Source organism: Sulfitobacter sp. G5_S2_6_S6 (genome assembly GCF_054968505.1).
In genome coordinates this window covers 120,390-145,843 of the sequence record NZ_JBQKUI010000003.1, presented here as the reverse complement: position 1 = coordinate 145,843, position 25,454 = coordinate 120,390, and the positions used below count along the sequence as shown (strand labels likewise).

The window sequence follows — 25,454 nt, the reverse complement described above, 5'->3', positions numbered from 1 at the left end:
CGATCCCTATAAATACCTCTCCACTGTCTCACCGCTGCCGTGATCCTGCCTGATTTGGCCGCCATACCCTTTCCAGACGCAGATGATGAAAGGGGACGGGTATGGACCGCCTGACAGAGATGGAAGCATTCGCCACGGTCGTGGACCAGGGTGGCTTTACCGATGCGGCCAAGAAGATGGGTATCTCCAAATCCGCCGTATCCAAACACGTATCCTCGCTTGAAGCGCGGCTTGGGGCGCGGTTGCTGAACCGCACGACCCGCCGTGTCAGCCCGACAGAGATCGGGCTTGCCTATTACGACCGTGCCCGCCGCGTGCTGAATGACGCGGGCGAAGCCGATGCGCTTGTGACCTCTATGCAATCCGCGCCCTCGGGCCTTTTGCGGATCTCGGTCGCGACGGACTTTGGCGTGAACCATCTGTCGCCCGCCCTGTCCGAGTTTCTGGCCGATTTCCCCGACATCACCGTCAACATGGTGCTGAACAACCGCTACGTCGAACTGATCAGCGAAGGTTTCGACATGGCCGTCCGTATCGGAGAGCTGGAAGACAGCACCCTGCGGGCCCGCAAGCTGACCGAGACGACCAAACGCATGATCGCCTCGCCCGCCTATTTCGAGAAATACGGCCGCCCCGAAAAGATCGACGATCTGAACGATCACAAGCTGCTGCATTATTCCAACCAGTCCAGCGGCAATATGTGGAAGCTGACCTCGCCGTCGGGCGAAAAGCGTCAGGTGCGCACCGCTGGCTGGCTGTCGGTCAATGACGGGCAATCGCTGCTGAACGCCGCCATCTCTGGCCTTGGCATCGCCTACCTGCCGAGCTTTCTGTATGCCGACGCGATGGAGAAAGGGCTGGTCGAAGACGCGATCCCCGATCTGCCGCTTGAGACCCAAGGCATCTACGCCGTCTATCCTCCGGGCCGGTTCACCCAGCCCAAGGTGCGCGCCTTCATTGATTTTCTAGCCCATACCTTTGCCGAAAAAGGTCCAACGGACTGGTAACGCGAGATCACCAACTGCCCTCGGTGAACTGAGCCCACATGTGGCTGCCCCCGCTCCCTTTTCAGGGATGCGGGGATTTTTCTGTTCGGGGTCAGGGCGCGGGTAAAAGCACGGCCTCGACCCGTCGATTGGCGTCGCGCCCCGCTTTTGTCTGGTTGGACGCGATTGGCGACAGATAGCCCATGCCCTGCGCCTCGATCCTGTCGCCCGCGATGCCATGCGCCGTGATCAGCCGCCGCCGCACCGCCGCCGCGCGGCTTCGCGACAGGGCAATATTATTTTGCAGCCCGCCGACGCTATCGGTGTGGCCCACCAGAACAATCCGCAGATCAGGCTGGTCTTTCAGCACCGCCGCCAGATTGGCCAGCGCATCAAACTCCCCCTGCCCCAAGGCCGCGGTGCCGGTGCCGAAATCAAGCGCAGCCAGCACCACATGGCCGGTATTCTGCAACGCCGCAGCCATCTCTGACTGGCTTTGCGCGGGGGCATCGGGGGTCAAGGTCTGTGTGTTTTCCGCCACCTCTGGCACCGACGGGCTGGACGCCTGGCCTTGCGCATCCGCCTCAACGATCTGCAGATAGGCAGAGGTATCGGTTGTGCTGACCAGAAGGGTCGCAACGGCGTCAGGTGATTGCAGCGACCCTTTGACGGCGGTGACAAACTGGTACTGGCGCAGATCGACATACATGTTCGGCGCGGGCAGTGTTTCGATCGCAAAGCGGAAATCGAAACCGCCGCAGACCTCGGCGCTGCAATCCAGCACGATCCTGTAGCCGGCGTCCTCTAGCTGGGTGCGCAGGGGCCGCATAATCTGTAGGGGCGTGAGGCCCGGAGCCTCTAACCGCCAGGCAGAGCGCGCGATGGACCCTTCGATTTTGACGCTGGCAAAGCCGCCGTTCTCAAAGGCAGAGGTCGGGGCAAGATAGCTGTCAGGGTCGGTATCGCGGGTCACGGTCTGCCGCGCCGCAGCGGGCAGCGACAGATCCAGCGCATGGGCCGTGCCCGCCAGTAAAAGCCAGATCAGCCCGGCACGCCAGAGGATCATCTGAATTGCGCGTGGTAAGCGTCGTTCGGTTTCATTTCGGTCGCGCTGGCGACGCGGTTGGTCATATTGAAGAACCCCGTGACCGACGCGATGTCAAAGATGTCGCGGTCGGAAAAGCCCACATCACGCAGCGCCTGACGGTCCGCCTCGGTGGTTTTAGCGCTTGCGACGGTCAGGTGTTCGGCAAAAGCCAGCATCCCGGTTTGGCGTGCATCCAGATCAGCCACGCGCCAATTCATCACCATCTGTTCCCCAAGGATCGGATTGCCCGACAGTTGCCGCACCGCCGCGCCATGGGCCGTCAGGCAATAGTAGCATTTGTTCACGGACGACACGACGACCGCGATCATTTCGCGTTCCAGCTTTGACAGGTTCGACGCGCCCAGCATCAGGTCGTTGTACATCGCGGTAAAGGCGTTCAGCTTGTCGATGTCAAAGGCATAGGCTTGCAGCACATTCGGCACCATCCCCAGCTTTTCCTGACAGACATCAAAGTATTTCTGCGTGTCCTCGGGCAGCGGATCGACCATCGGCAGGTTCAGGGCAGTGGGGGCATCATGCGCCATGGGGCGGCTCCTTCAGTCAGGGGATTGACGGTAATGATAGTGCCCTACCAGATCAAAGCCCAGTCCCTGATACAGGCGGTTCGCGGCCGCGTTCGCCTTTGTGCAAAGAACCGCCACCTGCGTCGCCCCATGCGCCTGCGCCCAGAAACCGGCGCTGCGCATCAGCCATTTGGCGACACCCTGCCCGCGCTGGTGTTCCAGCACCTCGACCGCATGGACCATGCATACGCCATCATGCAGCGCGGCAAAGGCGACGCCACCGGGCATCTCGTTCCAGCGGGTCAGGATCGCGGTTTTCGTCGCGGCGCGGTGCATCACGTTGATCCGTTCAGGGCCCACGCCGCCCTTGGCCCAAATCTCTGTCATGATGGCCAGCGGCTCCCAGATCTGGAAAGCGGTCACCCGCGGCATCGGCACATCGGTCAGCTTGCCGACCGGCGCGATATAGACATTCACCGGATCGACGATGTCATACCCGCGCGCAGCCAGCTCTGTATCCAGCGTGTCGTCGCCGTCGCGGATCATGAAGATCGGGCGCTGGTTCATGGCGTGCATCGCGGCCTCGGCCAGACCGATATCCGCATTGGGTTCGGCCATCGTCGCGGCAGAGACGCGTTTGCCCCCGCCCTGCCCGTCCCGCAGGGTCCAGCCGGTTTCGGTCCAGATTTTCACGGCGGGCCATGTGTGGTCGATGACCTGATAAAGCTGCGTCAGATCGGTCACGGGAACACCTGCGCGAGCTTTGCCATCGCCGCGTCGACCTCGGCCTGATCATTGCCACGGATCACGATATGCGCGCCGTATTTGCCGTCTTTCTGGAAGGGGTAGGACCCGATAGAGAGGTTGGGATAGCTATGCGCCAACTCTCCCAACGGTCCGGCGATGTCGCCCTCTCCCCGTTCGATGCGATGGGTGGCGCTGATCAGGGGAGCCCCACCGGTCAGGGTTGGCAGAACGCTGGCGACCATCGCCTCGAACACGGCGGGGACGCCGGCCATGACATAGACGTTTTCCAGCTTGAACCCCGGAGCCGCCGACACGGGATTGTCGATCAGCGTGGCATCATCGGGGATACGCGCCATGCGCAGACGGGCGGTGTTCAGCTCTGTCGCGCTTTTGGCGTAGTGGTCGGCCAGAATGGCGCGGGCATCCTCGCGCACGTCGATATGCTTGTTAAAGGCCGCGGCGATGCAATCGGCAGTGATGTCATCATGGGTCGGCCCGATGCCGCCGCTGGTGAACACGCTGTCATAGACGCGCGACAGTTCCTGCACGGCGGCAATGATCGTGCCGTTTTCATCCCCCACCACACGGACTTCTTTCAGGTCGATCCCGACGCTGGTCAACTGCCCCGCCAGATGGTGCATGTTTGAATCGCGGGTGCGCCCCGACAGGATCTCATCGCCGATGACGATCATCGCAGCAGTGGGGTTGGGCATGGCTGTCTCCTTGAGGGGCCGTTGATTGAGGTATAGGTCACCCCCCATGCGCTTTCAAACCGAACTTGTCCCCGCCCGCCTGATCCGCCGCTACAAACGGTTTCTGGCCGATTGCCAGCTTGAGGACGGCACCGAGGTGACGGCTCATTGCGCCAACCCCGGGTCGATGATGGGGCTGGCCACAGCGGGCATGAAAATCTGGCTTGAGCCCAATGATGACCCCAAACGCAAGCTGAATTACGGCTGGCGGCTGGTTGACCACGAGAACGGGCATTTCACCGGCGTCGATACCGCGCTGCCGAACCGTGCGATCAAGGCCGCGTTAATGGGCCGGCAGATCGCCCCGCTCGCCGGCTACACGACCGTGCGGCCCGAAGTGAAATACGGTGAAAACTCGCGCATTGACTTTCAGCTGGCCGAGCCCGGGCTGCCCGACGCCTATGTCGAGGTAAAATCCGCCACCCTGTCGCGCCGCGAGGGGCTGGTCGAATTCCCCGATAGCGTGACCAAACGCGGCGCAAAGCATCTGGGTGAGCTGGCGCAGATGGCACGGGACGGGCACCGCGCTGTGCTGCTTTATCTGGTGCAGCGCACCGACTGCAGCACCTTTAGCGTGGCGGCCGATATCGATCCCGCCTATGCTGCCGCTTTTGCAGACGCCCGCGCCGCAGGGCTGGAAACCCATGTCATCGGCACCCATATCAGCCCCCTTGGGGTCAGCGTTGCGGGCGCAATCCCCCTAATCGACCCGCCTGCACTGGCTCTTGGGGGCCAAGCGGGTTAGACAGCACCAAATTCATATGACGGAGACAGCGGTGATGAACGAACACCGAGGACGCCAGACCAAAGATGGCATTCGCATTTACGACCCCTCGGATTTCGCGGGGATGCACGCGGCGGGCAAGCTGGCGGCGCAAATCCTTGATGACATCGCCGAACATGTGTTTGTCGGACAGACCACCGGTGCCATTGACGGTGTGATCACGCAGATGATCGAAGACGCCGGCGCGAAGTCTGCCACCATCGGGTATAAGGGCTATCAACACGCCAGCTGTATCTCGTTGAACCATGTCGTCTGCCACGGCATCCCCGGTGACAAAAAGCTGAAGGATGGCGACATCCTGAACATCGACGTCACCGTGATTGTCGATGGCTGGTACGGAGATAACTCGCGCATGTATGTCGCGGGCAAGCTGTCGCGCAAGGCAGAGCGGTTGATCAACGTGACCCATGACGCGCTGATGCGCGGGATCGAGGTCGTGAAGCCCGGCAATACCTTTGGCGACATCGGCCACGCGATCCAGACCTTCGCGGAATCCCACCGGATGAGCGTTGTGACAGATTTCTGCGGTCACGGGTTGGGCCGCGTGTTCCACGCACCGCCAAACGTGCTGCACTATGGCCGCCCCGGCACCGGTGCCGTGCTGGAACCCGGCATGTTCTTTACCATTGAACCGATGGTCAATCTGGGCCGCGCAGAGACCAAGGTCTTGGCCGATGACTGGACAGCGGTCACCCGCGACAAATCCCTGTCAGCGCAGTTTGAACACTCTATCGGCGTGACCGAAACCGGATACGAGATCTTTACCGAATCCCCCGCCGGTATGTTCCACCCGACCTATAGCCAGGGCTGATCCTCAGCCCCGGCGCTTGGCCAGCTTCAGCTCGATCACGGCCCACAGCACGCTGCCTGCATAGGCAAAGCAGCAGATCACCAATGTGGCCCAGGGGAAGCTGACCAGGCAGGCGATAAAGCCGGTAAAGAAGATCAGGAAATAGGTCACGTTGGCGCGCGAGAAGCTGACCGATTTGAACGACCACGTGGGGATGCGGCTGACCATGACCCAGCCGACCAGCACGATATAAAGGCTGGATACCACGTCGGGCAGCGCGGCACCGGGGCCGAAGGCATAGGGCAGATAGATCGGCAGCATCACCAGCATTGCACCTGCAGGCGACGGCACACCGGTGAAATAGCCGCCATCGTCCAGCGGGTCTTTGGTCCGGGAATCGACGTTGAACCGCGCCAGCCGCATGACGCAACAGATCGCAAAGACCAGAACCGCCAGCCAGCCCGCGCGATAGGAATCCTGCAGCCCCCAGAAATACACCACCAAAGGCGGGGCAACGCCGAAGTTCACAAAATCCGCAAGACTGTCGAGCTCGGCCCCGATCTTGCTGTTGAAACCCAGATAGCGCGCGGTGCGCCCGTCCATCCCGTCAAGGATACTCGCCAGCGTGATCAGCGCCACAGCCAGCGCGATATTCCCCTCGGCGGCGAAACGGATCGCGGAAATACCGGCACAGATCGCGGCAATCGTCAGCATGTTGGGCAACAGCTGTAGCAACGAGAATTCGGTTTTCGTCTTATCCGGCGCGACGGGGGGATGATCGGTCATCTCAGGAAAGCTCTGCCAGCACGGTTTCGCCTGCGACCATCGTCTGGCCGATGCTGACGCGCGGGGTGACTCCCTCGGGCAGGTAGACATCGACGCGCGATCCAAAGCGGATCAGACCAAAGCGTTGACCCGCCTGCGTATGCGCGCCCTTCTTGGTGAAACACACGATACGACGCGCTACCAGACCGGCGATCTGGACGGCGGCGACCTCGCGACCGTCGGCCATCTTGATGCGCAGGCTGTTGCGTTCGTTATCCTCGCTCGCCTTGTCCAGCGAGGCGTTGAAAAACTTGCCGGGGCGGTAAGCGATTTCGGTGATCTCGCCCGCGACGGGGGCGCGATTCACGTGGCAGTTAAATACGTTCATGAACACGCTGACCCGTGTCAGCGGCGTGTCGGGCATTCCCAACTCTGCGGGGGGCACGGCAGGTTCGATCAGCGATACGATGCCATCGGCAGGGCTGATGACAAGGTTATCGCCCTTGGGTGTCACCCGCTCAGGGTCACGGAAAAAGTAGTAGCACCAGACGGTTGCGCCGACACCGAGCCACCCTAGTGGTTCAGCGATGATAAAAAGCACCAGCGTGATCGCGGCAAAGATCGCCACGAACTTGCGCCCCTCGGGGTGCATCGGCTTGATGAAGGTGCTGGTCATGCTCAGGCTCATGGCGGTCTACTTTCCTTTACGTCTTTGTTAGCACATAGGCCGCAGCGCAGCGAATGCAAAGCGGCAACTGTTTATGGCCACTGGGCTAGTCTTGGCGCAGCAGGGTGATCCAGGTGTCGCCATACTTGCGCTTGTCCTCGCGCGTGAACCCTTGGGGCGGATCAAGCGAGGCGTTTTCCTCGCAGACGATCATGGCATCGGGTGTCAGCCAGCCGCCCGCGCGCGCCTTGACCAGGGCGGTCTGGCCCATCCCCTTGCCATAAGGCGGATCGAGAAAGACCAGATCGAACGGTGCCGCGATCCAACCCCCAAGGGCCGTCGCGTCGGAGCGCATCAGCGTGGTCGCGCCCTCGGCCCGCAGCTTCTTGATGTTCTCGGTGATCAGCTTTTGCCCGACGCGCCCGTTCTCGATGAACACCACCTCGCGCGCACCACGCGACAACGCCTCTAGCCCAAGGGCACCGGTGCCCGCGAACAGGTCAAGCACCCGCGCGCCGTTGATCACATTGTGATGGGTCAGCATCGAAAACAGGCTCTCGCGCACGCGGTCAGAGGTGGGGCGCAAATGCGCATCCGCATCGCCCTTGCCCACGTCGGCCAGTTGGGTGCCACGGTGTTTGCCAGCGATGATCCTCATGACTTCAGCAGCGCCTTCAGGTCTGTGTTCGGGTCTTCGATCAGCGCAGGCGCGGGGGATTTGCCCGCCTCGATCAACCGGCGCCCGATCATAAAGCCGCGCGGATCGTTCATCGCGTCCACCGCCAGCAGTTCGTCCCCGCGATAGTACCAGAAGGCCACGCTATCGGCGTCGCTGCGTCGGGTGATCACGCGATCATAGCCCATGTTCAGCCCCGCGATCTGCAGTTTCACGTCATACTGGTCCGACCAGAACCACGGCTTGGCGACATATTCCTTATCCGCACCCATGATGTTTTCCGCGACCAGCTCGGCCTGATCAATGGCGTTTGGCACAGATTCCAGCCGGATGCGCCCGCCGCGATAAGGGAAGGACGCGCAATCGCCTGCAGCCCAGACATGCGGCGCAGAAGTGCGCCCATGGCTGTCGGTCATAATGCCGTTGTCATTCACGATCCCCGCCGCATCGGCCAGCGCGGTCGCCGCCCCGATGCCAACGCCGACGATCACGAAATCCACGTCTAACGTCGTGCCGTCCGACAGTTCAGCGCCGGTGACATGGGTATCGCCTGTCAAACGCTCAAGCCCGACCCCTTCGCGGATGGTGACGCCATGCGCCTTATGCAGCGCGCGGAAAAAGTCAGAGGTCTGCGGGGCCGCGACCCGTTGCAGGATGCGGTCGCCCATCTCTACCAGTGTCACCTGCAACCCCAGCTTGGCCGCTACCGAGGCGGCCTCTAGCCCGATATAGCCACCGCCGACGATCAGCACCCGCGCGCCTTTGGTAAAGCGCGGGCCCATCGTGTCGACATCGCTGAGGTCGCGCACCACATGCACGCCCTCCAGATCGCCACCGATATGCGCGGGCAGACGGCGCGGGAAAGATCCGGTGGTCAGCACCAGATCGTCATAGGCCATATCCCCGCCATTCACCCGCACGGTCTGCGCCGCCGGATCGATGCTGTCGACCGTGGTGCCCAGCATCAGGTCAATCCCGTGGCCGGCGTAAAAACTCTCGGGCCGCAGATAGAGCCGCTCAAGCGCCATGTCGCCCAGCAGATAGGCCTTGGACAAGGGCGGGCGCTGGTAGGGGGGCACGGTTTCGGCCCCGATCAACGTGATCTTACCCTCAAAGCCGGAGTTGCGCAGCTTGGCCACACAGGATGACCCCGCCTGCCCTGCCCCGATCACCACCACATGACCCATCCTTGCCCCTTTCGAAAAAACCGTGTTCCTGCCTGCGTGCAAAGCCTATATCTTCCGTGAAGACAAACGCAATGACACGAAAGGTCACGCATATGACGATTTCTCAAGGCGACACGCTGCCCGATGCAACGCTGGTGCAAATGGGGCCCGACGGCCCGCAGCCTGTGCAGATGGCTGACAAGCTAAAGGGCCGCAAGGTCGTCGTCTTTGCCGTGCCCGGTGCCTATACGCCCACCTGCGATTCCGCCCACGTGCCCAGCTTTGTGCGCACCAAGGACCAGTTCGACGCCAAAGGCGTGGACGAGATCATCTGCGTGTCCTGCAATGACCCCTTTGTTATGGCCGCTTGGGGTGAATCGACAGGCGCGACGGCGGCTGGCATCACCATGCTCGCCGATGCCAACAGCGCCTTTACCAAAGCCATCGGCATGGAATTCTCGGCCGAGCCCGCGGGGCTGATCTCGCGCTCCAAACGCTATGCGATGCTGGTGGATGACGGCAAGGTCACGCTATTCCAGGCCGAGGTCCAACCCGGCGTCTGCGATATGTCGGGCGGCGAGGCGCTGCTGGACAACATGTAATCCTGCACGACCCTTAAATAGAAAAACGCAGCCGCGGGGGCACCGCGGCTGCGTTTTTCTTTGGATAATGCGACGATCAATGGTGCCCTAGCCCGCTTTGACCTCGCCCATCAATCCATCCATCTTGCGCGCCAGCTTGGCATCAAGCGAGCTTAGGCCGTCCACGTCATGGGTCGTCAGGGTAACGATCACCTTGTTATAGACGTTCTCCCACTCTGGATGGTGGTTCCATTTCTCGGCCCAGATCGCCGCGCGGGTCATCCAGCCGAAAGCATCCGCGAAATCATTGAAATTGAAGGTTTTGACGATCGCATCCCGGTCCTCCACCATAGCCCAGCCTGTGCTGAACAAGGGGGCCAATACGGTTTTGCGCGTCTCTTCGCTTAATCTTTCGCTCATTCCTGTTCCTCAACCTCGACCCTTTTGAATGGGCCGTAATCTGTCAAAATGTCTATCTCTTCGTCAACGGCTGCCCGTTCCTGTACAAGATAGTCTTCAACAGCGCGCATAAAACCCTCGTCCCGCATCCAATGCAGCGACCACGTCGCCTGTGGCAGGTAACCGCGCGCGAGCTTGTGTTCCCCCTGAGCACCTGCCTCGACGGTAGAGAGGCCCAGTTTGATCGCGATATCGATGGCCTGATAATAGCACAGTTCAAAGTGTAAGAACGGATGATGTTCGGTGCAGCCCCAATAGCGCCCATAAAGCGCATCGGCACCGATAAAGTTCAGCGCCCCCGCCACCCATGCACCATCCCGCTTGGCCAGCACCAGTGCCATGTCGTCGCGTAGCTGGTCCTGGGCGATGTCGAAGAATGCGCGTGTCAGATAGGGCGTGCCCCATTTGCGCGCACCTGTGTCCTGATAGAATTGCCAGAAGGCATCCCAATGTTCGGGCTGCAAATCGTCACCGGTGAACACCTCTATCTCTCCGCCAAAGGCCTGTGCCTGCTGGCGTTCCTTGCGGATGTTCTTGCGCTTGCGCGAGCTGAGCGTGGCAAGGAACCCGTCGAAGTCCTCAAAGCCCGCGTTGTGCCAGTGGAACTGCTGGCTTTTGCGGGCCAGCAGGCCCAGTTGCTCTGCGGCGCTGGCCTCGTGTTGGGTACAAAAGGTAATGTGCAGGGACGACAGCCCGTTTGAATCGGTCAGCTGAACCGCCCCCTGAATGAGGGCCGCGGTGCCTGTCTCTTCAAACCCCGGACGGGTCAGGAAACGGCGACCCGTGGCAGGGGTATGGGGCACGGCGATCTGCAGCTTGGGGTAATAGCGCCCGCCCGCCCGTTCAAACGCATGGGCCCAGCTGTGGTCAAAGATGTATTCACCCTGACTGTGTGACTTGGCGTACATCGGCGCCACCGCGATGATCTGACCGTCAATTGCAGCGCTGAGGTATTGTGGCTGCCACCCCGTACCGGGGCCGACGCTGCCGCTTTCCTCTAGCGCTGAAAGGAAACGAAAGGTGGTGAAAGGGTCCGCGGGCCGCCCGCCCCCGGCGGCTTCGGGACAGGCACAGGCATCCCACTCCGCTTGACCGATTTGCGCGATGCGCGAGGCAATTCTGATTTCGACGTCGCGCGCGTTCATACTGGATGTCCCGTTGTCATAGGCCTTATCTGTGGCCGAAGCCGGACGGTTCAACCTTGCAGCGGCGCGTCATAGCCTTCGAAGGTGATATTATGCGCAAATTCGCGTGCGCCGTTTTCAACTGAAAGACTGCGCACGGTCCAGCAGCAGATCATTGCGCCTGCCTCGCGCAGCTCTGCCACGCGGGGGCGGGGCAGATCGTCGACCTCGTGGCTGATGAAACACGCGCCGGTGCGGTCGTAATCGGGGATCTCGCGCAGGCGGTCGCAGGTGGCTTTGGGCAGCGGCCATTCGACATAGCGATAGGCGCTGGTCACCAATCCACGCGGCACATGCGGCAGCAGCTCTGCCATCCGCGCGACGCTGTTGGGGTTGAACGACATGACCGCCACATCGCCCGCATAGTCGCGCAGGGCTTCTGCCACCGCATCTTCCAGCGGTCCGATATCCGTACCCATTGCACCGTCCTGATCCTTGATCTCGACCAGCAGCGGCACGCGCCCTGCGATCAGTTCCAGCACCTGCGGCAGGGTGGGAATAGTGTCGCTGCCGCCAGTGAGCGTAATCTGGCACAGGTCATCCGCATCGCGTTGCCGGATGGCACCGGTCTGGCCTGTCAGGCGATCCAGCGCATAGTCGTGAAACACCAGCGCCACACCATCGCGTGACAGCTGCACATCAAGCTCGATGCCATAGCCCCGATCAATCGCGGCCTGAAAGGCGGCAAAGCTGTTTTCGGGCCGACCGGCATCGCGGTGATGAAAACCGCGATGCGCAATAGGGGTCGTATAAAACGCCTGTGGTAGGGTCATTCGATTTCGAAGATGCCTTCGATCTCGACCGCGACACCCAGCGGCAAGGACGCGGCAGAAACGGCCGAGCGCGCGTGACGCCCCGCATCCCCCAAAGCTTCGACAAGGAAGTCAGAGGCACCGTTAACCACTTTGGGCTGGTCGGTGAAATCGGCGGTGGAGTTCACAAAGGCCGTCAACTTCACCACCCGCTTGAGCCGTTCGATATCGCCGTCACATGCGGCTTTGACCTGCGCCAGCAAGCTGATCGCGCAGGTCTTGGCGGCTTCGGCACCCGCGGCGACATCCATATCCGCGCCCAGTTTTCCGGTGATGAACCCGTCCGGCCCGTTCGAGATCTGACCCGAGACATAGACCGTGTTGCCGGTTTTCACGAAGGGCACATAGTTCGCCGCAGGGGCAGGTGCGTCAGGCAGGGTGACGCCAAGATCGTTCAGACGGCTGGTGATGCTCATGGGGGACTTCCTTGGAATGAATGGCTTTGGCGGGACGATAGCGATGCGACGGCGAAACGAAAAGACCCAAGAGGGAGGAACTGCAACACCTGCCACCAACGCGAGATGCCCAAGGAAACTCATGTTGCGTATTTCGGGGACGCTGCGCATAACAAACCATGTTTTTCACGCGTTTTCGGGATTTATACCATGTTTAAGGCCACGACCCTCTCCACATCGCTGCGCGCCCTTGTGGGTGTCACTTTGGTTGCAGGTCTTGCCGCCTGTAGCGGTGCATCGCGCCCCCAGCCCGCAGGGGTCAATGACCCGCACGAGGCCGGTAACCGCAAGGTCCACGCCTTCAATCAGAAGATCGGCGGATCCGGCAAACCCAACCGCGTGCTGGGGGCGGTGCCGATCGAATTCCAGACGGTCGTGCATAACGTCTCCGAGAACCTGTCTATGCCGCAAGCTGCCGTTAACAGCGCCTTGCAGGCGGATCTCGCGGGCTTTGGCCTGTCGACCTACCGCTTCTTGGTAAACAGCACGCTTGGGATGGGCGGCCTGTTCGACGTCGCGAGCGAATTCAAAGTGCCCGAGCATGATACCGACTTTGGCGAAACACTGTATGTCTGGGGTGTGGGCGAAGGCCCGTATATCGAACTTCCGCTGATCGGGCCATCGACCCGCCGCGACACCGCCGGCCGCGTGGTGGACCTGTTCACCAACCCGCTGTCCTATACGCTTGATAGCCCCGAAAGCTACGTCGGCACCGTCACCGGCTATGCCGATAGCGCATTCGAGAAAAACCGCCGCATCGTGAATGGCAAACAAGTGCCAATCTCCGCATCGGGCGACAGCTATGCCCAGGCACGTCAGGACTATCTGCAAAAGCGCCGTGCCGATCTGTCGCGCCCCACCAGCATCGCCGCCACCACCGGCCCGCGCATGGTTGACTAAGCATCAAATAACACGCGCCTCCCTTCCGGTCTCTTTCGGATAGGGGCGCGCGATTCAGGTCAGGGCAGCTTGGCAACGGGTCTGCGGAGGATCATTATCAGGGTATGGATATCACCCTGATCAAAACCTTTATCGAAGTCGCCAACACCGGCTCTTTTGTCGCTGCTTCCGAACGGCTGTTTGTCACCCAATCCGCTGTCAGCCTGCGCGTGCAACGGCTTGAGGACAGCCTGGGCCACCCGCTGTTCAAACGATCGAAAGCGGGGGCGGTGCTGACCTCGGAAGGCGAACAATTCACCTCATATGCGCTGAGCCTTCTCAAGATATGGGAAGAAGCGCGCCAGCAGATCGCCATCCCCGAAGGATACAGCCGCAGCTTTTCATTCGGCGCGCAGCACGCCCTTTGGCACAAGCTTGGCTTTCGCTGGATCGACGCGATGCAAACGATGATGCCCGAACTGAGTATTCACGCCGAAATGGGCATGTCCGACCGGCTGACGCGGTTTCTGGTCGAAGGGGTTATTCAGGCCGCCTTGCTTTACACCCCGCAGCTGCGCCCCGGTTTGCGCGTCGAACCCGTGCTGGAGGAAGAACTGATTCTCGTCGCGTCCTTTGAAACGGACGTGAAAAATCTTGGCAAAGAGTATGTCGCGGTCGACTGGGGGCCCGAGTTTACGCATATGCACGCCAGCGCCCTGCCCCATCTGACCAATTCGGGGCGATCATTGGCCCTTGGCGGGCTTGCGGCCGACTATATCGTCAACCGTCGCGCCGCTGCCTACCTGCCCGCACGGGCAGTGCAACGGTATCTCGACGTTGGAAAACTGCATGTTGTGGCAAATTCCCCACGCTTTGCGTACCCCGCATGGGTGGTCTGGCGCGAAGATCTGGACCCCGAGATGCTGTCGATCGCACGGCGTAGTTTGATGGACCTCGCTCAAGCGGCTGAAAATCAACAGAATATTCTGATCGAGAGCTTGGATAACGGGCAAAACACGCCTTAAATCCGCTTCAAGGGTAGTTAACACGAGTAATTCTTGCTTCATGCACGATTTATTCGAATTTCACTTATCTGCCCCCCTATCTTAAATCCATTCTCAGCAGAGATGCTCTCGCCTCAATCAACGAGGCGGGTCACTTCTAAGGGAAAGGATTCCCCAATGAACACAGTACTTAAAGCGTCCGCGGTTTCCGTAATCGCACTCTTGGCTGCTGCTCCAGTTTTCGCGCAGCAACGTGCGCTTGGCATTGAAACGCTGAACGACCAGATCGACGACATCACCGATGATGTGAACACCGACCTGGCCCGCGGCACCGACGCAGAACGTTATGGCGCCAATGGCGTTGCCCAAGGCTGGCGCGGGTCTTTCGCCCTGTCCGCATCGGGCACCAGCGGCAACACAGACAACGGCGAAGTATCGGGCGCTGGCCGCCTGACATACGGTGTCGGCGACTGGAACCACCTGGTTGGTTTTGCGGTAGAATACGGCGAAGCAAACGGCACCAAGAGCGAAGAGAAGTTCTTTGGTACCTATGAAGGCAGCCGCTACTTCACACCCGAGTTCTATGCGTTCGGCCTGGCCCGTTACCAATATGACGGTTACCTGACCGACACATCCGGTGCAGCCGTTGACGGTTCCGAAACAGACGCATTCTTGGGCTTTGGTCCGGGTTACCGCGCGATCAATAAAGAAGACAACACATGGCGCGTTCAAGCGGGCCCCGGTGTACGCTACTTTAAAGACGCAACCGGCACCTCCGAAACCGAAGTCGGCTTCATCGCCTCGTCGCGCTACTTCTACGCGTTCAACGACATCGTATCCTTCACCATGGACACCGACATTGTCGGCTCTGACGTGAACACCATCGTGTCGAACGACGCTGGCATCAACTACAAGATGTCCGACAACCTGTCGACACGCGTAAGCTACCGTACCGACTACAACACCGATCCGGTTGCGGGCCTGAAATCCACTGACAACACCCTGGGTGTGTCGCTGGTTCTGGGCTTCTAAGCCAGGCCGTCAAACCCCGGGGGCGGGTCCCCTCGTACCGCCTTCGGGGATGCGACAAAAGGAAGGGAGGCCGGAATATTCCGGCCTCCCTTCTTTCGTTTCAATAGCGCTGTGCTGCGGCAGAGGCAGGGTCTTTACCCGCCAAAGATATCGCGCAGCACCCTGTCGATGACGCCCAGTGGGTTGTCCTGACGCGGCACCCGCTGCGGCTGCGCCGGTTGCTGAGGCTGCGGCGGGGCTTGCACCACTGGCGGTTCCGGCACGATCATCGGCAGCGGCGTATTCGGCAGCCCTTCGTGAACGCGCATCATGACCTGCTGCCAGATCTCGGTGGGCAACCCGCCCCCCGATACACCGGTCAACGGCGTGTTGTCGTCATAGCCCATCCAGACACCGGCCACGTAGTCGGCGGAAAAACCGATGAACCACGCGTCGCGGTTGGCCTGTGTCGTGCCCGTCTTACCGGCCAGTTCACGACCACCAAATTGCGCCCGCTGCCCCGTGCCTTCGGACACGACCTTTTCCATCATATAGACCAGTTGCAGCGCGGCATCTTCCTGAATGACCCGCTCGCCGATACCGCCGCCCGTGCCCATCACCGGATCAGTGTCGCCCTGCAACGTCAGATCAATCAGCCCATAGGGTTTAACGGATGACCCGCCGTTCAGGATGCCGGCATAGGCACCTGTCATTTCAAGCAACGTGCTTTCGGACGCCCCAAGCGCCAGCGCCGGACCGACGGCCAGATCGCTTTTGATGCCGAACTGCTCTGCCACTTGGCTGACCACATCGCGCCCGACACTCTCCGAGACTTTGACCGCCGGAATGTTCAGCGAATCCTTGAGCGCGGTGGTGAGCGTCACGTTGCCCTTGAAGCTGTTGGTATAGTTCTTCGGGCACCATTGGCCCGACCCCGGCACATTCAGACAATAGGGCGCGTCTTCGATCAGATCGTTGGGCGAATACCCCAGATCCAGCGCCGCGGCATAGATAAATGGTTTGAAGGCAGAGCCGGTCTGGCGCATCGCTTGTGTCGCGCGGTTAAAGGCCCCCGCGACCTTGGTCTTGCGCCCACCGACCATGCCACGCACGGCCCCGTCAGCAGACATGATCACCACAGCCGCCTGCGCTTTGGAACCTTCGCGGACCTTGTTTTCGAACACCCAGCTCAGACCTTCCTCGGCGGCGCGCTGGATCTTTTGGTCAAGGGTGGTCTTGATCACCACATCCTCGGTCGTGTTGCGGGTAAAGAACTCCGGCCCCGACGACATCACCCAATCCGCGAAATAGCCACCCGCCTCGGCCTCTGCGGCTTCTGACAGCTCTGCGGGGTTGGCAATGGCGTTATCCGCTTCGGCCTTTGACAGATAGCCCTGATCCTCCATCAGGCGGATCACGGTTGCCGCACGGCTTTGCGACCGATCAAGATTATTGGTCGGTGACAGCGTGGTCGGTGCGGTCAACAGACCCGCCAGCATCGCGCCCTCGGCAGGCTTCAACGCGGCGGCCGGTTTGCCAAAGAAACGCTGCGCCGCGGCTTCGGCCCCAAAGGCACCGCCGCCCATATAGGCGCGGTTGAGGTAGATCGACAGGATATCATCCTTGGAATACTTGGCTTCCATCGCCATGGAGAACAGGGCTTCTTTGCCCTTGCGCGACAGCGAGGACCGGCGACATTCGGCTTCGTATTCCTTTTCCGTCTGCCCCGACGACGCATCATAGGGTTCACCCAGACACAGCAGCTTGGCCACCTGCTGCGTGATCGTCGACCCCCCGTGACCGGACAAGGGTCCGCGGCCTTCGCTCAGGTTGATCTTGACCGCCGAAGCGATGCCGCGCGGGCTGACACCAAAGTGACGATAGAAGCGTTTGTCCTCTGTCGCGATCACCGCGTTCTTAAGCGCGGGGGATACGCTGTCTGCGGTGACGACGCCGCCGAACTGATCCCCGCGCCATGCAAAGACATCACCATAGCGATCCTTGAGCGTGACAGACCCTCGCGCACGCCCATCCAGCAGCGCCTCGAGCGGCGGCAGCGTGGTGTAGAAATAGCCGACGGCCAACGCAACCATCAGCACCGCCACGGCAGTCACCCGCCAGACGATCGTCCAGATCAAACGGAAGACCCACCGCACCAGCGCGGCCAGCCAGCCAATAGGCCCCTTGGGGCGCGCAGGCGCACGACGTGCCGGCTTGCGCTTGGCCGGAGCCTTTTTCGCGACCGGCTTGCGGGGCGGTTTGCCGCCTTTGCCCGCGGTGCGTTTATCGGCAACCAAGGGCCGCTTCCGTTTGGATGAATCACTCATATGCTGCTCGCTGAACCATTCTTTTTTTTCGCACTCTATCCTGCACAGCGCGGTTTGTTTAGCGCAGACGCCCCGCTGCGCCGTCTAATTAACGCCCAATAACTAGGCACATTCCCCACAGCGCCCAATAATCAGGCAAACGCGCCCACCCAGAGAGGCACTAAGCGCGATGCACTCTTCCTTCAAGGGGCACCGGCCGCTCTTTTATCCAAGGCATAACGCAGGAAGTACCTGCCATCTGGAAGAGGGATTATAGGTGAAACTCATTATCGCAACAATCAAGCCATTCAAGCTCGAGGAGGTGCGCGAAGCACTGACCGAAGCGGGCGTGCGTGGCCTGATGGTGACCGAGATCAAGGGCTTCGGTGCCCAATCCGGCCATACCGAAATCTACCGCGGCGCTGAATATGTCGTGAACTTCGTACCCAAGGTGAAGCTTGAACTGGTGGTCGCAGATGCGCTGGCCGACCAGATGGTCGAGACGATCACCCGCACCGCACATACCGGCAAGATCGGCGACGGCAAAATCTTTGTCCTCGACGTTGAACAAGCCGTGCGCGTGCGCACCGGCGAAACCGGCGAAGACGCCATCTGACCCCCACGTCCGAGGAATTGACGACATGACATCACGACTTCTTATTCCCCTTGCCGCCGCAGCGACGCTGCTGCCGTCCTTGGGTTTCGCGCAGGAGGCCGAGTATGCAACCGCGGCTGACACTGCTTTCATTTTCAACACGATCCTGTTCCTGATCGGCGGCTTTCTGGTGTTCTGGATGGCGGCGGGTTTTGCCATGCTCGAAGCCGGCCTGGTGCGGTCCAAAAACGTGACCACCCAGCTGACTAAGAACATCGCGCTTTTCGCACTGGCCGCCATTCTCTACTGGCTGGTTGGCTATAACATCATGTACCCCGGCGACGCGTGGATCATCCCCGGCGTGTTCGGCACTTTTGCAACCAAGGACATCAAGACGGCGATTGACGCGGGCGGCTATTCCAACGCGTCGGATTTCTTCTTCCAGCTGATGTTCTGCGCAACCACCGCATCCATCGTTTCGGGCACATTGGCCGAGCGTATCAAACTGTGGCCCTTCCTGATCTTCACCATCGTGCTGACCGGCTTTATCTATCCGATCGAAGCAAGCTGGCAGTGGGGCGCAGGCTGGTTGTCTGACGCGGGCTTCAGCGACTTCGCGGGTTCCACTCTGGTCCACGCCGCGGGCGGCTTTGCGGCTCTGGCAGGTGCGCTGGTGCTTGGCCCCCGTATCGGCAAATACAAAGACGGTCGTGTGATCCCGATGCAGGGTTCGAACCTGCCGCTCGCCACTTTGGGCACGTTCATCCTGTGGCTGGGTTGGTTCGGCTTCAACGGCGGCTCGCAATTGGCCATGGGGTCGATGATCGATGCCGATGCTGTGGCGCAGATCTTTGCCAACACCAACATGGCTGCTGCTGCCGGTGCCATCGCCGCGCTGGTCCTGACCCAGATGCTGTACAAAAAGCCCGACCTGACAATGGTGCTGAACGGCGCGCTGGCTGGTCTGGTCTCTATCACAGCTGGCCCGCTTGACCCGACGCTCTTCGGTGCGCTCTGGATCGGTGCTGTGGGCGGTGCGATCGTGGTCTTCGCGGTGCCCTTCCTCGACAAGCTCAAGATCGATGACGTGGTCGGTGCGATCCCGGTTCACCTGATCGCAGGCTTCTGGGGCACGCTGGTTGTTCCCGTCTACACCGACGGCACATCCTTTGTGACACAGATCATCGGCTTTGCCTCAATCGGTGCCTTTGTCTTCATCGTGTCGCTGATCGTGTGGATGATCCTGAAAGCCACCACCGGCATCCGCGTCAGCGAAGAAGCCGAGATCGCTGGTCTGGACGTATCCGAACTGGGCATGGAAGCCTACCCTGAGTTCTCCAAGAGCTAAGGTCTAAACTCCTGCAGGCAGGCAGAGGCCCGGGCGTTCGCGCCCGGGCTTTTTGCTGCGCGCGTGTTATGCTGGGCAGAGCTGAGAATGCGCCCAAACAAAAACCGCCGCGCCAGATGCCAGCGCGGCGGTTTGAGTATTTTTGAAAGGGTGAAGCGGCGGGTTAGATGCCGACCTCGATGATCGCCTTGGCGAGGATCGGCACGGTTTCGGCGTTCAGCCCCGCGATGTTCATGCGGCTGTCACCCACCATATAGATGCCGTGGTCTTCGCGCAGCTTCTCGACCATGTCAGACGAGGTTCCGAGGCGCGAGAACATGCCGCGGTGTTCGGCAAGGAAACCGAAGCGGTCAGAGCCGGAGAGACGCTGAAGTTCGCCCGCGAGCTGGCTGCGCAGACCCAGCATGGTGTTGCGGATGTCTTCGAGCTCGGCCATCCAGTCGCTGCGCAAGGCGTCGTCGTTCAGGATGGTGGTGACGATGCGCGCCCCGTGATCGGGCGGGAAGCTGAAGTTCTGGCGGTTGAGAAAGGCCAGCGTGCCCTGGTTCAGCTTTTGCGCCGAAGTGTCTGCCGACAGCGCCATCAGGATCCCGGTGCGTTCGCGGTAAATCCCGAAGTTCTTGGAGCAGCTTGCCGCGATCAGACATTCCGGCACCGCCGCCGCGACCTTGCGCGTGGCCGCCGCATCCGCGTCAAGCCCGTCGCCAAAGCCCTGGTAGGCGATATCGATCATCGGGGTGGCACCGGTGTCTTGCAACACTTTGATCACCGCGTCCCATTCGGCGGCGTTCAGGTTGGCCCCTGTCGGGTTGTGGCAGCAGCCGTGCAGCAGGACCACATCGCCTTTTTGCGCGGTCTTGAGGTCGGCGATCATGCCGTCAAAATCAACGCCACGGGTTTCATCGTCGAAATAGCGGTAGGGGACCATCTCCATCCCCAGATATTTCAGGATCGACAGATGGTTCGGCCATGTCGGGTTCGACACAAACACCCGCGCCTGCGGACGGGCCATCTGGATCAGCTCGAACGCCTGACGGATCGCGCCGGTCCCGCCCGGGGTCGCGGCGGCGGCAACCTGTGCGCGGGGGACCGCATCGCCAAGCACCATCTGCACCATCGCATCGCCAAAGGCAGGATCGCCCGCCAGACCGGTATAGGCTTTGCTGGTCTGGGCTTCCCACAGCTGGTGTTCAGCCGCCTTGACCGCGCGCATGACGGGCGTCAGCCCCGTGGCATCCTTGTACACGCCCACGCCAAGGTCGATCTTGGTCTCGCGGGGGTCATCCTTGTACATCTGCATCAAGGCAAGGATTTTATCGGCGGGCTGCGCCTGTAGGGTTTCGAACATTATGCGTCTCCGGTCGCAACGGGCACGGTGGGGAACATCCCCCATTCTGCCCAAGATCCATCGTAAAGGGACCAATCGGTATGGCCCATCCGTTCCAGTGCCAGCGCGAGTATCGCCGCGGTGATGCCGGACCCGCAGGTCGTGATCACAGGGTGCGACAGGTCAATGCCCGCCGCTTCAAAAGCCGCTTTGGTCTCGGCTACGGATTTCAGTGTTTTGTCGTCGTTCAACAGCTCTGTGTAGGGCAGGTTGCGCGACCCGGGGATGTGGCCAGCGCGCAGGCCTTCGCGGGGTTCGGGCGCGTCGCCGCGAAAGCGGGCCGCTGCGCGGGCATCCACGATCTGCGGTGCCTTGAGCTTGGACGCCTGAGCGACCTGCGTCACATCACGCACCAGTTGGTTCTGGAACCGCACGGTCATGTGGCGGTCGCGGGGGATCGGGGGCATGTCTTCGGTGGGGCGACCTTCGGCGACCCATTTGGGCAGGCCCCCATCCAGCACGGCGACATTTTCCTGCCCCATCAGACGGAACAGCCACCACACACGCGCGGCCGACAGCAAGCCGGCCCCGTCATAGACCACCACCTGATGCCCGTCTCCCACACCCATAGCGCGCATCCGCGACATGAACTTTTCAGCAGGCGGGGCCATATGCGGCATATCCGACCGCCCATCCGAGATTTCGTCGATGTCGAAAAAGCGGGCGCCGGGGATATGCGCCTGATTATATTCGGCTTTGGGGTCGCGTCCTGCATCGGGCAAATACCATGACGCGTCCAGCAGACGCAGGTCGGGATCCTTGAGGTGCTGCGCCAGCCAATCGGTTGAAACAAGCGTTTTCGGGTTGTCAGCCATGGGTCCACCCCCTTTTAGAACAGGTTTTTCAATGCCTACCCGCGACGGCCCCCGCAAGCAAGAGCCCGCGACTGTGCACATGCAGCACAGGCCGGAAATGGGCATATTGTGTTCCGTTCAGACCCCGAGAGCGGGACGGGGCGTCAGCCGTGGTCTTTCAGCAGACGCTGCTTTTGACGGGACCAGTCGCGCTTGGCGGCGGTTTCCCGTTTATCGTGCAGCTTTTTACCCTTGGCGATGCCGATCTTGATCTTAGCCATGCCACGGTGATTGAAATACATCACCATCGGGACCAGCGTCATGCCTTTGCGTTGGGTTTCATTCCACAGGTTCGACAGTTCCTTCTTGGACACCAAGAGCTTGCGGCGACGGCGTTCCTCGTGGGTGAAGGTCTTGGCCTGCGTGTAAGGCGCGACGTAGGAGTTCACCAACCACAGCTCGCCATCTTCCACGGCGGCGTAGCTTTCGGCGATATTGGCACCGCCGTTGCGCAGGGATTTGACCTCGGACCCTTCAAGAATGATGCCGCATTCGACATCATCGTCGATCGCGTAATCGAACCGCGCGCGGCGGTTTTCGGCGATGACCTTGTAGTTCGGGTCGGATTTGGAAGATGATTTAACCTGTGACATGCCAAGGATGTAGGGCGTTGCGGCCCTGCGCGCAAGATGCCGCAGCGGGCATAACCGCATGGACCGTCAGGCGGGGCGCGCCGGCCCTGCCCGCTTAGTCGCCCAGCTTGGCGTGCACCTCGGCAAGGTCGATCTCGCCCGTGGGCATCTTGTTTGCCGGATTGTCGAAATCGTATTTGAACAGCTCGAAATCCTTTTTGAAGATCTCGCGCATCAGATGCATCGACAGATCGTCGAAGTAATCCTCTACCGGGTGGGCGCGCTTGGGGCCGTGGCCTTCGGATTCGTTAAACCGCGGAATGTCGGACAGGTTCACCGCATGGGGCGTGTCGATGGCATCCAGCACGCTTTGCATGCCGTCGTTGAACTTCTCTGTCCAGATGATCTTGTCATAGGTGCCGCCGTTCACGATGAACGTGCTGACATGCCCCGACTGCGCGGACCAGTGGATGTCCGGGTCCATCGGGCGACGCCAGCGGATGGTGTCGCGGGCAAACAGCAGGAAACGGCGGAAGCTGGCGATCTGGTCAAACTCTTGCTTGCCGTCATCGCCGCCGACCTCGATCCCGTATTTCTGCACGAGCAGCGGCACCAGATTGCCGCGATACCGCCGGCCATTGCGCTGGATGCCGCAGATCTTGTCGAAGAAAGAGCTGAGGATGCGGGTATATGGATTGCGCACGCAGGTGAAGGCGTAGGATTTGTGGTTTTCCACATTGCGCGTGATCAACGGCTGAGAGTCGTCATGCGCCCATTTGTGCATGCCCGATTTCGCGTCATGGATGTCGCCGTCAAAGAATTCTCCATGGTCCGAATAGAACATGATCTGCCCGATCGTCGAACAGGCGCATTTGGGCACCACGCGGTAGACCACGCTTTCGCTTTCTGTCATCCATGTCCCTGGGAAACCCATAATCGGCTCTGCCTCCTAAATTTTTTTCGCACTTATGCTGCCATTTATGGCGACAGAATGGCCTGAAATATAGAAAAAGCAAATATTCGCGGTTTATTCAATCGCTGTTCGCCTTTATCTAACAAACTCGTCCAGAGCAGAGGGGATGCGTGTTTCGCGATGGCCAGAATTGCCTATATCCTTTTGTGTCACAAAGACCCCGTTGCAATCATCAAGCAGGCGGAGAGATTGACGGCGTCTGGCGATTACATGTCGATCCACTTTGACGCCTCGGCCAGCCCGACCGATTTTGCACAGATCACCCAAGCGCTTGGCAAGAACCCCAATGTGACCTTCGCAAGCAAACGCATCCGCTGCGGTTGGGGAGAATGGTCGCTGGTGCAGGCAACGCTGAACGCCGTCGAAAGCGCGATTGATGCCTTTCCGCGTGCCACACATTTCTACATGCTGTCGGGCGATTGCATGGCAATCAAATCCGCCGAATACATCCACGACTACCTTGATGATAACGACGTCGATTTCATCGAAAGCTTTGACTACTTCGAAAGCGACTGGATCAAGACCGGCTGGAAGGAAGAGCGGCTGATCTACCGTCACTGGTTCAACGAGCGCACCCAGAAAAAGCGGTTCTACGGCATGTTCGAGCTGCAGAAACGCCTTGGCCTGACGCGCGACATTCCTGCGGACCTGCAAATCCAGATCGGCAGCCAGTGGTGGTGCCTGCGCCGCCAGACCATAGAGGCGGTGATGGCCTTCACCCGCAAGCGCAAAGACGTGATGCGGTTTTTCCGGACCACCTGGATTCCGGACGAGACGTTTTTTCAGACCATCGTGCGCCATATCGTGCCCGACAATGAAATTCGTGCGCGCACGCTGACGTTCCTGATGTTTACCGACTACGGCATGCCGGTGACCTTCTATAACGACCACTACGATCTGCTGCTGGCCCAAGACTATCTGTTCGCACGCAAGATCAGCAGCGAGGCGACGGACCTCAAGCGCCGGTTGGGGTTGCTCTATTCGGCCAAGGATGTCGAACTGCAGATCAGCAACGAAGGGCGTAACCTGTTCAAGTTCCTGACCGGTCGGGGCCGGATCGGGCGGCGGTTCTCTACCCGTTTCTGGGAGACGGAGAGCACGCTGGGGCGCGAGCGCGAGCTGCTGATTGTCGTGTGCAAAAAGTGGCATGTCGCCAAACGCGTGCTAGAGCAGATGCGTCAGGTCACCAACCTGCCCGCGATCGAATATCTTTTCAGCGAACAGGACACCCCCCTGCCCGATCTTGGCGGCATCCAGAACAGTCTGGGCAAGCGCACCCGCCACCGGCGGTCCCTGATGCGGATGCTGTTCGACTATTACGAGGCCGACCGGCTGATCGTCTGCATGGACCCCGGCGATATCGACCTGCTGAACGACTTTGCCTCTGACCGGTCGATGACACGGGTTCTCGAGATCGAATGCCAGTTCTCGGATGACTACCTGATCGGCCACGCCATGCGCGTGGGGCTGGCGGGCGAACGCACCTCGGCCGACACGCTGGAACGGCTGCTGCCCACCATCCGGAACGACCTGACCCTTGAATCCGACCGCATCCGCGACGCGCAGTTTGAAAACTACGCCCGGATGCGCGAAACAGCCTCGGCGCAGGACAATGCCGAGGCGCTGGCCGCTTTCCTGCGCATCTCTCCGGAACAGGCGCAGCCCATTGCCGACACACATTATCTTTTCACCGATTAAGGACATCCCATGGCTTACAGCTACGACGACCAGAACATCTTTGCCAAAATCCTGCGCGGCGACATCCCGAACAACACCGTTTATGAATCCGACCACGCGCTTGCCTTTCGCGATATCGAACCCCAAGCGCCGACGCATGTGCTGGTGATCCCCAAGGGCCCCTACATCAGTTTTGACCACTTCGCGGCAGAGGCAAGCGATGCCGAAATCGTGGGCTATGTGCGCGCCATCTCGGAAGTCTGCAAAGCCGAAGGGGTTACATTGGACGCGGGCGAAGGGTTTCGTATGATCGCCAATGCCGGCGCGCATGGGGTTCAGGAAGTCCCGCATCTGCATGTGCATATTCTGGGCGGTCGGCCCATGGGGCGCATGGTGGCGCGCCCCAGCTAACC

28 protein-coding genes are annotated in these 25,454 nt (G+C 60.6%); 11 read left to right on the top strand and 17 right to left on the bottom strand.

Features of this window, described 5'->3' with window-relative positions; all coding sequences use genetic code 11:
- The first annotated feature begins 101 nt into the window (after window positions 1-101).
- Window positions 102-1,007 (top strand): LysR family transcriptional regulator, encoded by a 906-nt coding sequence (locus ACTRWK_RS06950; RefSeq protein ID WP_005851116.1) that lies wholly within the window; start codon window positions 102-104, stop codon window positions 1,005-1,007.
- Window positions 1,008-1,098: 91 nt separating this feature from the next.
- Here ACTRWK_RS06950 and ACTRWK_RS06945 read toward each other — a convergent pair whose 3' ends face one another.
- The 4 genes from ACTRWK_RS06945 to ACTRWK_RS06930 are packed head-to-tail and all read right to left on the bottom strand — an operon-like array spanning window position 1,099 to window position 4,057.
- Window positions 1,099-2,052, bottom strand: coding sequence for an OmpA family protein (locus tag ACTRWK_RS06945; RefSeq protein WP_289081540.1), 954 nt, complete (start codon window positions 2,050-2,052; stop codon window positions 1,099-1,101).
- Window positions 2,049-2,618: a peroxidase-related enzyme gene (locus ACTRWK_RS06940; protein WP_037943036.1), complete on the bottom strand. Its 570-nt coding sequence runs from the start codon at window positions 2,616-2,618 to the stop codon at window positions 2,049-2,051. The genes ACTRWK_RS06945 and ACTRWK_RS06940 overlap by 4 nt, the downstream gene beginning before the upstream one ends.
- A gap of 12 nt (window positions 2,619-2,630) precedes the next feature.
- Window positions 2,631-3,341 (bottom strand): GNAT family N-acetyltransferase, encoded by a 711-nt coding sequence (locus ACTRWK_RS06935; protein ID WP_289081539.1) that lies wholly within the window; start codon window positions 3,339-3,341, stop codon window positions 2,631-2,633.
- A complete protein-coding gene (locus ACTRWK_RS06930; RefSeq protein WP_132997486.1) occupies window positions 3,338-4,057 on the bottom strand; it encodes a competence/damage-inducible protein A in 720 nt (239 codons plus the stop codon). The genes ACTRWK_RS06935 and ACTRWK_RS06930 overlap by 4 nt, the downstream gene beginning before the upstream one ends.
- 46 nt (window positions 4,058-4,103) lie before the next feature.
- On the opposite strand from ACTRWK_RS06930, the gene sfsA reads away from it, so the two are divergent.
- Together sfsA and map are read left to right on the top strand one after the other, a co-directional pair.
- Entirely contained in the window at window positions 4,104-4,841 is a 738-nt protein-coding gene (sfsA, locus tag ACTRWK_RS06925; protein WP_289081538.1) for a DNA/RNA nuclease SfsA, read from the top strand.
- Between the two features lie 34 nt (window positions 4,842-4,875).
- Entirely contained in the window at window positions 4,876-5,691 is an 816-nt protein-coding gene (gene map / locus ACTRWK_RS06920) for a type I methionyl aminopeptidase (protein WP_037944888.1), read from the top strand.
- 3 nt (window positions 5,692-5,694) lie between these two features.
- Here map and pssA read toward each other — a convergent pair whose 3' ends face one another.
- The 4 genes from pssA to ACTRWK_RS06900 form a co-directional block, all read right to left on the bottom strand.
- On the bottom strand, window positions 5,695-6,456 hold the full coding sequence (pssA, locus tag ACTRWK_RS06915; protein ID WP_037943030.1) for a CDP-diacylglycerol--serine O-phosphatidyltransferase: 762 nt from the start codon (window positions 6,454-6,456) through the stop codon (window positions 5,695-5,697).
- A 1-nt stretch (window position 6,457) separates the two neighbouring features.
- The gene (locus ACTRWK_RS06910) at window positions 6,458-7,117 is read right to left on the bottom strand and encodes a phosphatidylserine decarboxylase (RefSeq protein WP_174226618.1); all 660 of its coding nucleotides are present in this window, start codon (window positions 7,115-7,117) and stop codon (window positions 6,458-6,460) included.
- A 91-nt stretch (window positions 7,118-7,208) separates the two neighbouring features.
- Window positions 7,209-7,760 (bottom strand): 16S rRNA (guanine(966)-N(2))-methyltransferase RsmD, encoded by a 552-nt coding sequence (gene rsmD, locus ACTRWK_RS06905; RefSeq protein WP_462843849.1) that lies wholly within the window; start codon window positions 7,758-7,760, stop codon window positions 7,209-7,211.
- On the bottom strand, window positions 7,757-8,965 hold the full coding sequence (locus tag ACTRWK_RS06900; RefSeq protein WP_289081537.1) for an NAD(P)/FAD-dependent oxidoreductase: 1,209 nt from the start codon (window positions 8,963-8,965) through the stop codon (window positions 7,757-7,759). Before ACTRWK_RS06900 ends, rsmD begins: the two co-directional genes overlap by 4 nt.
- A 92-nt stretch (window positions 8,966-9,057) precedes the next feature.
- On the opposite strand from ACTRWK_RS06900, the gene ACTRWK_RS06895 reads away from it, so the two are divergent.
- The gene (locus tag ACTRWK_RS06895) at window positions 9,058-9,546 is read left to right on the top strand and encodes a peroxiredoxin (protein ID WP_005851093.1); all 489 of its coding nucleotides are present in this window, start codon (window positions 9,058-9,060) and stop codon (window positions 9,544-9,546) included.
- Between the two features lie 87 nt (window positions 9,547-9,633).
- Here the strand turns inward: ACTRWK_RS06895 and ACTRWK_RS06890 are convergent, their stop codons facing one another.
- Genes ACTRWK_RS06890 through ACTRWK_RS06875 form a run of 4 tightly spaced genes read right to left on the bottom strand, consistent with a single transcriptional unit; the run spans window position 9,634 to window position 12,396 of the window.
- Window positions 9,634-9,945, bottom strand: coding sequence for a 4a-hydroxytetrahydrobiopterin dehydratase (locus tag ACTRWK_RS06890; protein WP_260004645.1), 312 nt, complete (start codon window positions 9,943-9,945; stop codon window positions 9,634-9,636).
- Window positions 9,942-11,129, bottom strand: a complete 1,188-nt coding sequence (locus ACTRWK_RS06885) for a GNAT family N-acetyltransferase (RefSeq protein WP_289081536.1) — start codon at window positions 11,127-11,129, stop codon at window positions 9,942-9,944. Before ACTRWK_RS06885 ends, ACTRWK_RS06890 begins: the two co-directional genes overlap by 4 nt.
- 50 nt (window positions 11,130-11,179) lie before the next feature.
- Window positions 11,180-11,941 (bottom strand): glycerophosphodiester phosphodiesterase family protein, encoded by a 762-nt coding sequence (locus ACTRWK_RS06880; RefSeq protein WP_289081535.1) that lies wholly within the window; start codon window positions 11,939-11,941, stop codon window positions 11,180-11,182.
- Entirely contained in the window at window positions 11,938-12,396 is a 459-nt protein-coding gene (locus tag ACTRWK_RS06875; protein ID WP_009825875.1) for a RidA family protein, read from the bottom strand. Before ACTRWK_RS06875 ends, ACTRWK_RS06880 begins: the two co-directional genes overlap by 4 nt.
- A gap of 189 nt (window positions 12,397-12,585) precedes the next feature.
- On the opposite strand from ACTRWK_RS06875, the gene ACTRWK_RS06870 reads away from it, so the two are divergent.
- The 3 genes from ACTRWK_RS06870 (at window position 12,586) to ACTRWK_RS06860 (ending at window position 15,350) form a co-directional block, all read left to right on the top strand.
- On the top strand, window positions 12,586-13,335 hold the full coding sequence (locus tag ACTRWK_RS06870) for an MlaA family lipoprotein (RefSeq protein WP_289079599.1): 750 nt from the start codon (window positions 12,586-12,588) through the stop codon (window positions 13,333-13,335).
- Window positions 13,336-13,439: 104 nt separating this feature from the next.
- Window positions 13,440-14,339 carry a LysR family transcriptional regulator gene (locus ACTRWK_RS06865; protein ID WP_289081534.1) on the top strand — a complete coding sequence of 300 codons (900 nt, stop codon included), beginning with the start codon at window positions 13,440-13,442 and terminating at the stop codon, window positions 14,337-14,339.
- Window positions 14,340-14,495: 156 nt separating this feature from the next.
- Complete coding sequence (locus tag ACTRWK_RS06860) at window positions 14,496-15,350, top strand: DUF481 domain-containing protein (protein WP_005851082.1); 855 nt, start codon at window positions 14,496-14,498, stop codon at window positions 15,348-15,350.
- Window positions 15,351-15,484: 134 nt separating this feature from the next.
- Here ACTRWK_RS06860 and ACTRWK_RS06855 read toward each other — a convergent pair whose 3' ends face one another.
- Complete coding sequence (locus tag ACTRWK_RS06855) at window positions 15,485-17,656, bottom strand: transglycosylase domain-containing protein (RefSeq protein ID WP_180828601.1); 2,172 nt, start codon at window positions 17,654-17,656, stop codon at window positions 15,485-15,487.
- A gap of 256 nt (window positions 17,657-17,912) precedes the next feature.
- Between ACTRWK_RS06855 and ACTRWK_RS06850 the strand changes: the two genes are divergently transcribed.
- Both ACTRWK_RS06850 and ACTRWK_RS06845 read left to right on the top strand, forming a co-directional pair.
- A complete protein-coding gene (locus tag ACTRWK_RS06850; RefSeq protein WP_005851080.1) occupies window positions 17,913-18,251 on the top strand; it encodes a P-II family nitrogen regulator in 339 nt (112 codons plus the stop codon).
- Window positions 18,252-18,276: 25 nt separating this feature from the next.
- Complete coding sequence (locus ACTRWK_RS06845; RefSeq protein WP_005851078.1) at window positions 18,277-19,578, top strand: ammonium transporter; 1,302 nt, start codon at window positions 18,277-18,279, stop codon at window positions 19,576-19,578.
- 163 nt (window positions 19,579-19,741) lie between these two features.
- Here ACTRWK_RS06845 and ACTRWK_RS06840 read toward each other — a convergent pair whose 3' ends face one another.
- The 4 genes from ACTRWK_RS06840 to ACTRWK_RS06825 form a co-directional block, all read right to left on the bottom strand.
- Window positions 19,742-20,926, bottom strand: coding sequence for an amino acid aminotransferase (locus ACTRWK_RS06840; protein ID WP_037943020.1), 1,185 nt, complete (start codon window positions 20,924-20,926; stop codon window positions 19,742-19,744).
- Entirely contained in the window at window positions 20,926-21,780 is an 855-nt protein-coding gene (sseA, locus tag ACTRWK_RS06835; RefSeq protein ID WP_009825869.1) for a 3-mercaptopyruvate sulfurtransferase, read from the bottom strand. Before sseA ends, ACTRWK_RS06840 begins: the two co-directional genes overlap by 1 nt.
- 143 nt (window positions 21,781-21,923) lie before the next feature.
- A complete protein-coding gene (gene smpB, locus ACTRWK_RS06830) occupies window positions 21,924-22,412 on the bottom strand; it encodes an SsrA-binding protein SmpB (RefSeq protein ID WP_009825868.1) in 489 nt (162 codons plus the stop codon).
- Window positions 22,413-22,506: 94 nt separating this feature from the next.
- Entirely contained in the window at window positions 22,507-23,325 is an 819-nt protein-coding gene (locus tag ACTRWK_RS06825) for a sulfotransferase family protein (protein ID WP_037943017.1), read from the bottom strand.
- A gap of 159 nt (window positions 23,326-23,484) precedes the next feature.
- On the opposite strand from ACTRWK_RS06825, the gene ACTRWK_RS06820 reads away from it, so the two are divergent.
- Window positions 23,485-25,062 carry a DUF5928 domain-containing protein gene (locus ACTRWK_RS06820; RefSeq protein ID WP_037964727.1) on the top strand — a complete coding sequence of 526 codons (1,578 nt, stop codon included), beginning with the start codon at window positions 23,485-23,487 and terminating at the stop codon, window positions 25,060-25,062.
- A gap of 9 nt (window positions 25,063-25,071) precedes the next feature.
- Window positions 25,072-25,452 carry a histidine triad nucleotide-binding protein gene (locus ACTRWK_RS06815; RefSeq protein ID WP_260004627.1) on the top strand — a complete coding sequence of 127 codons (381 nt, stop codon included), beginning with the start codon at window positions 25,072-25,074 and terminating at the stop codon, window positions 25,450-25,452.
- The last annotated feature ends 2 nt before the right edge of the window (window positions 25,453-25,454 follow it).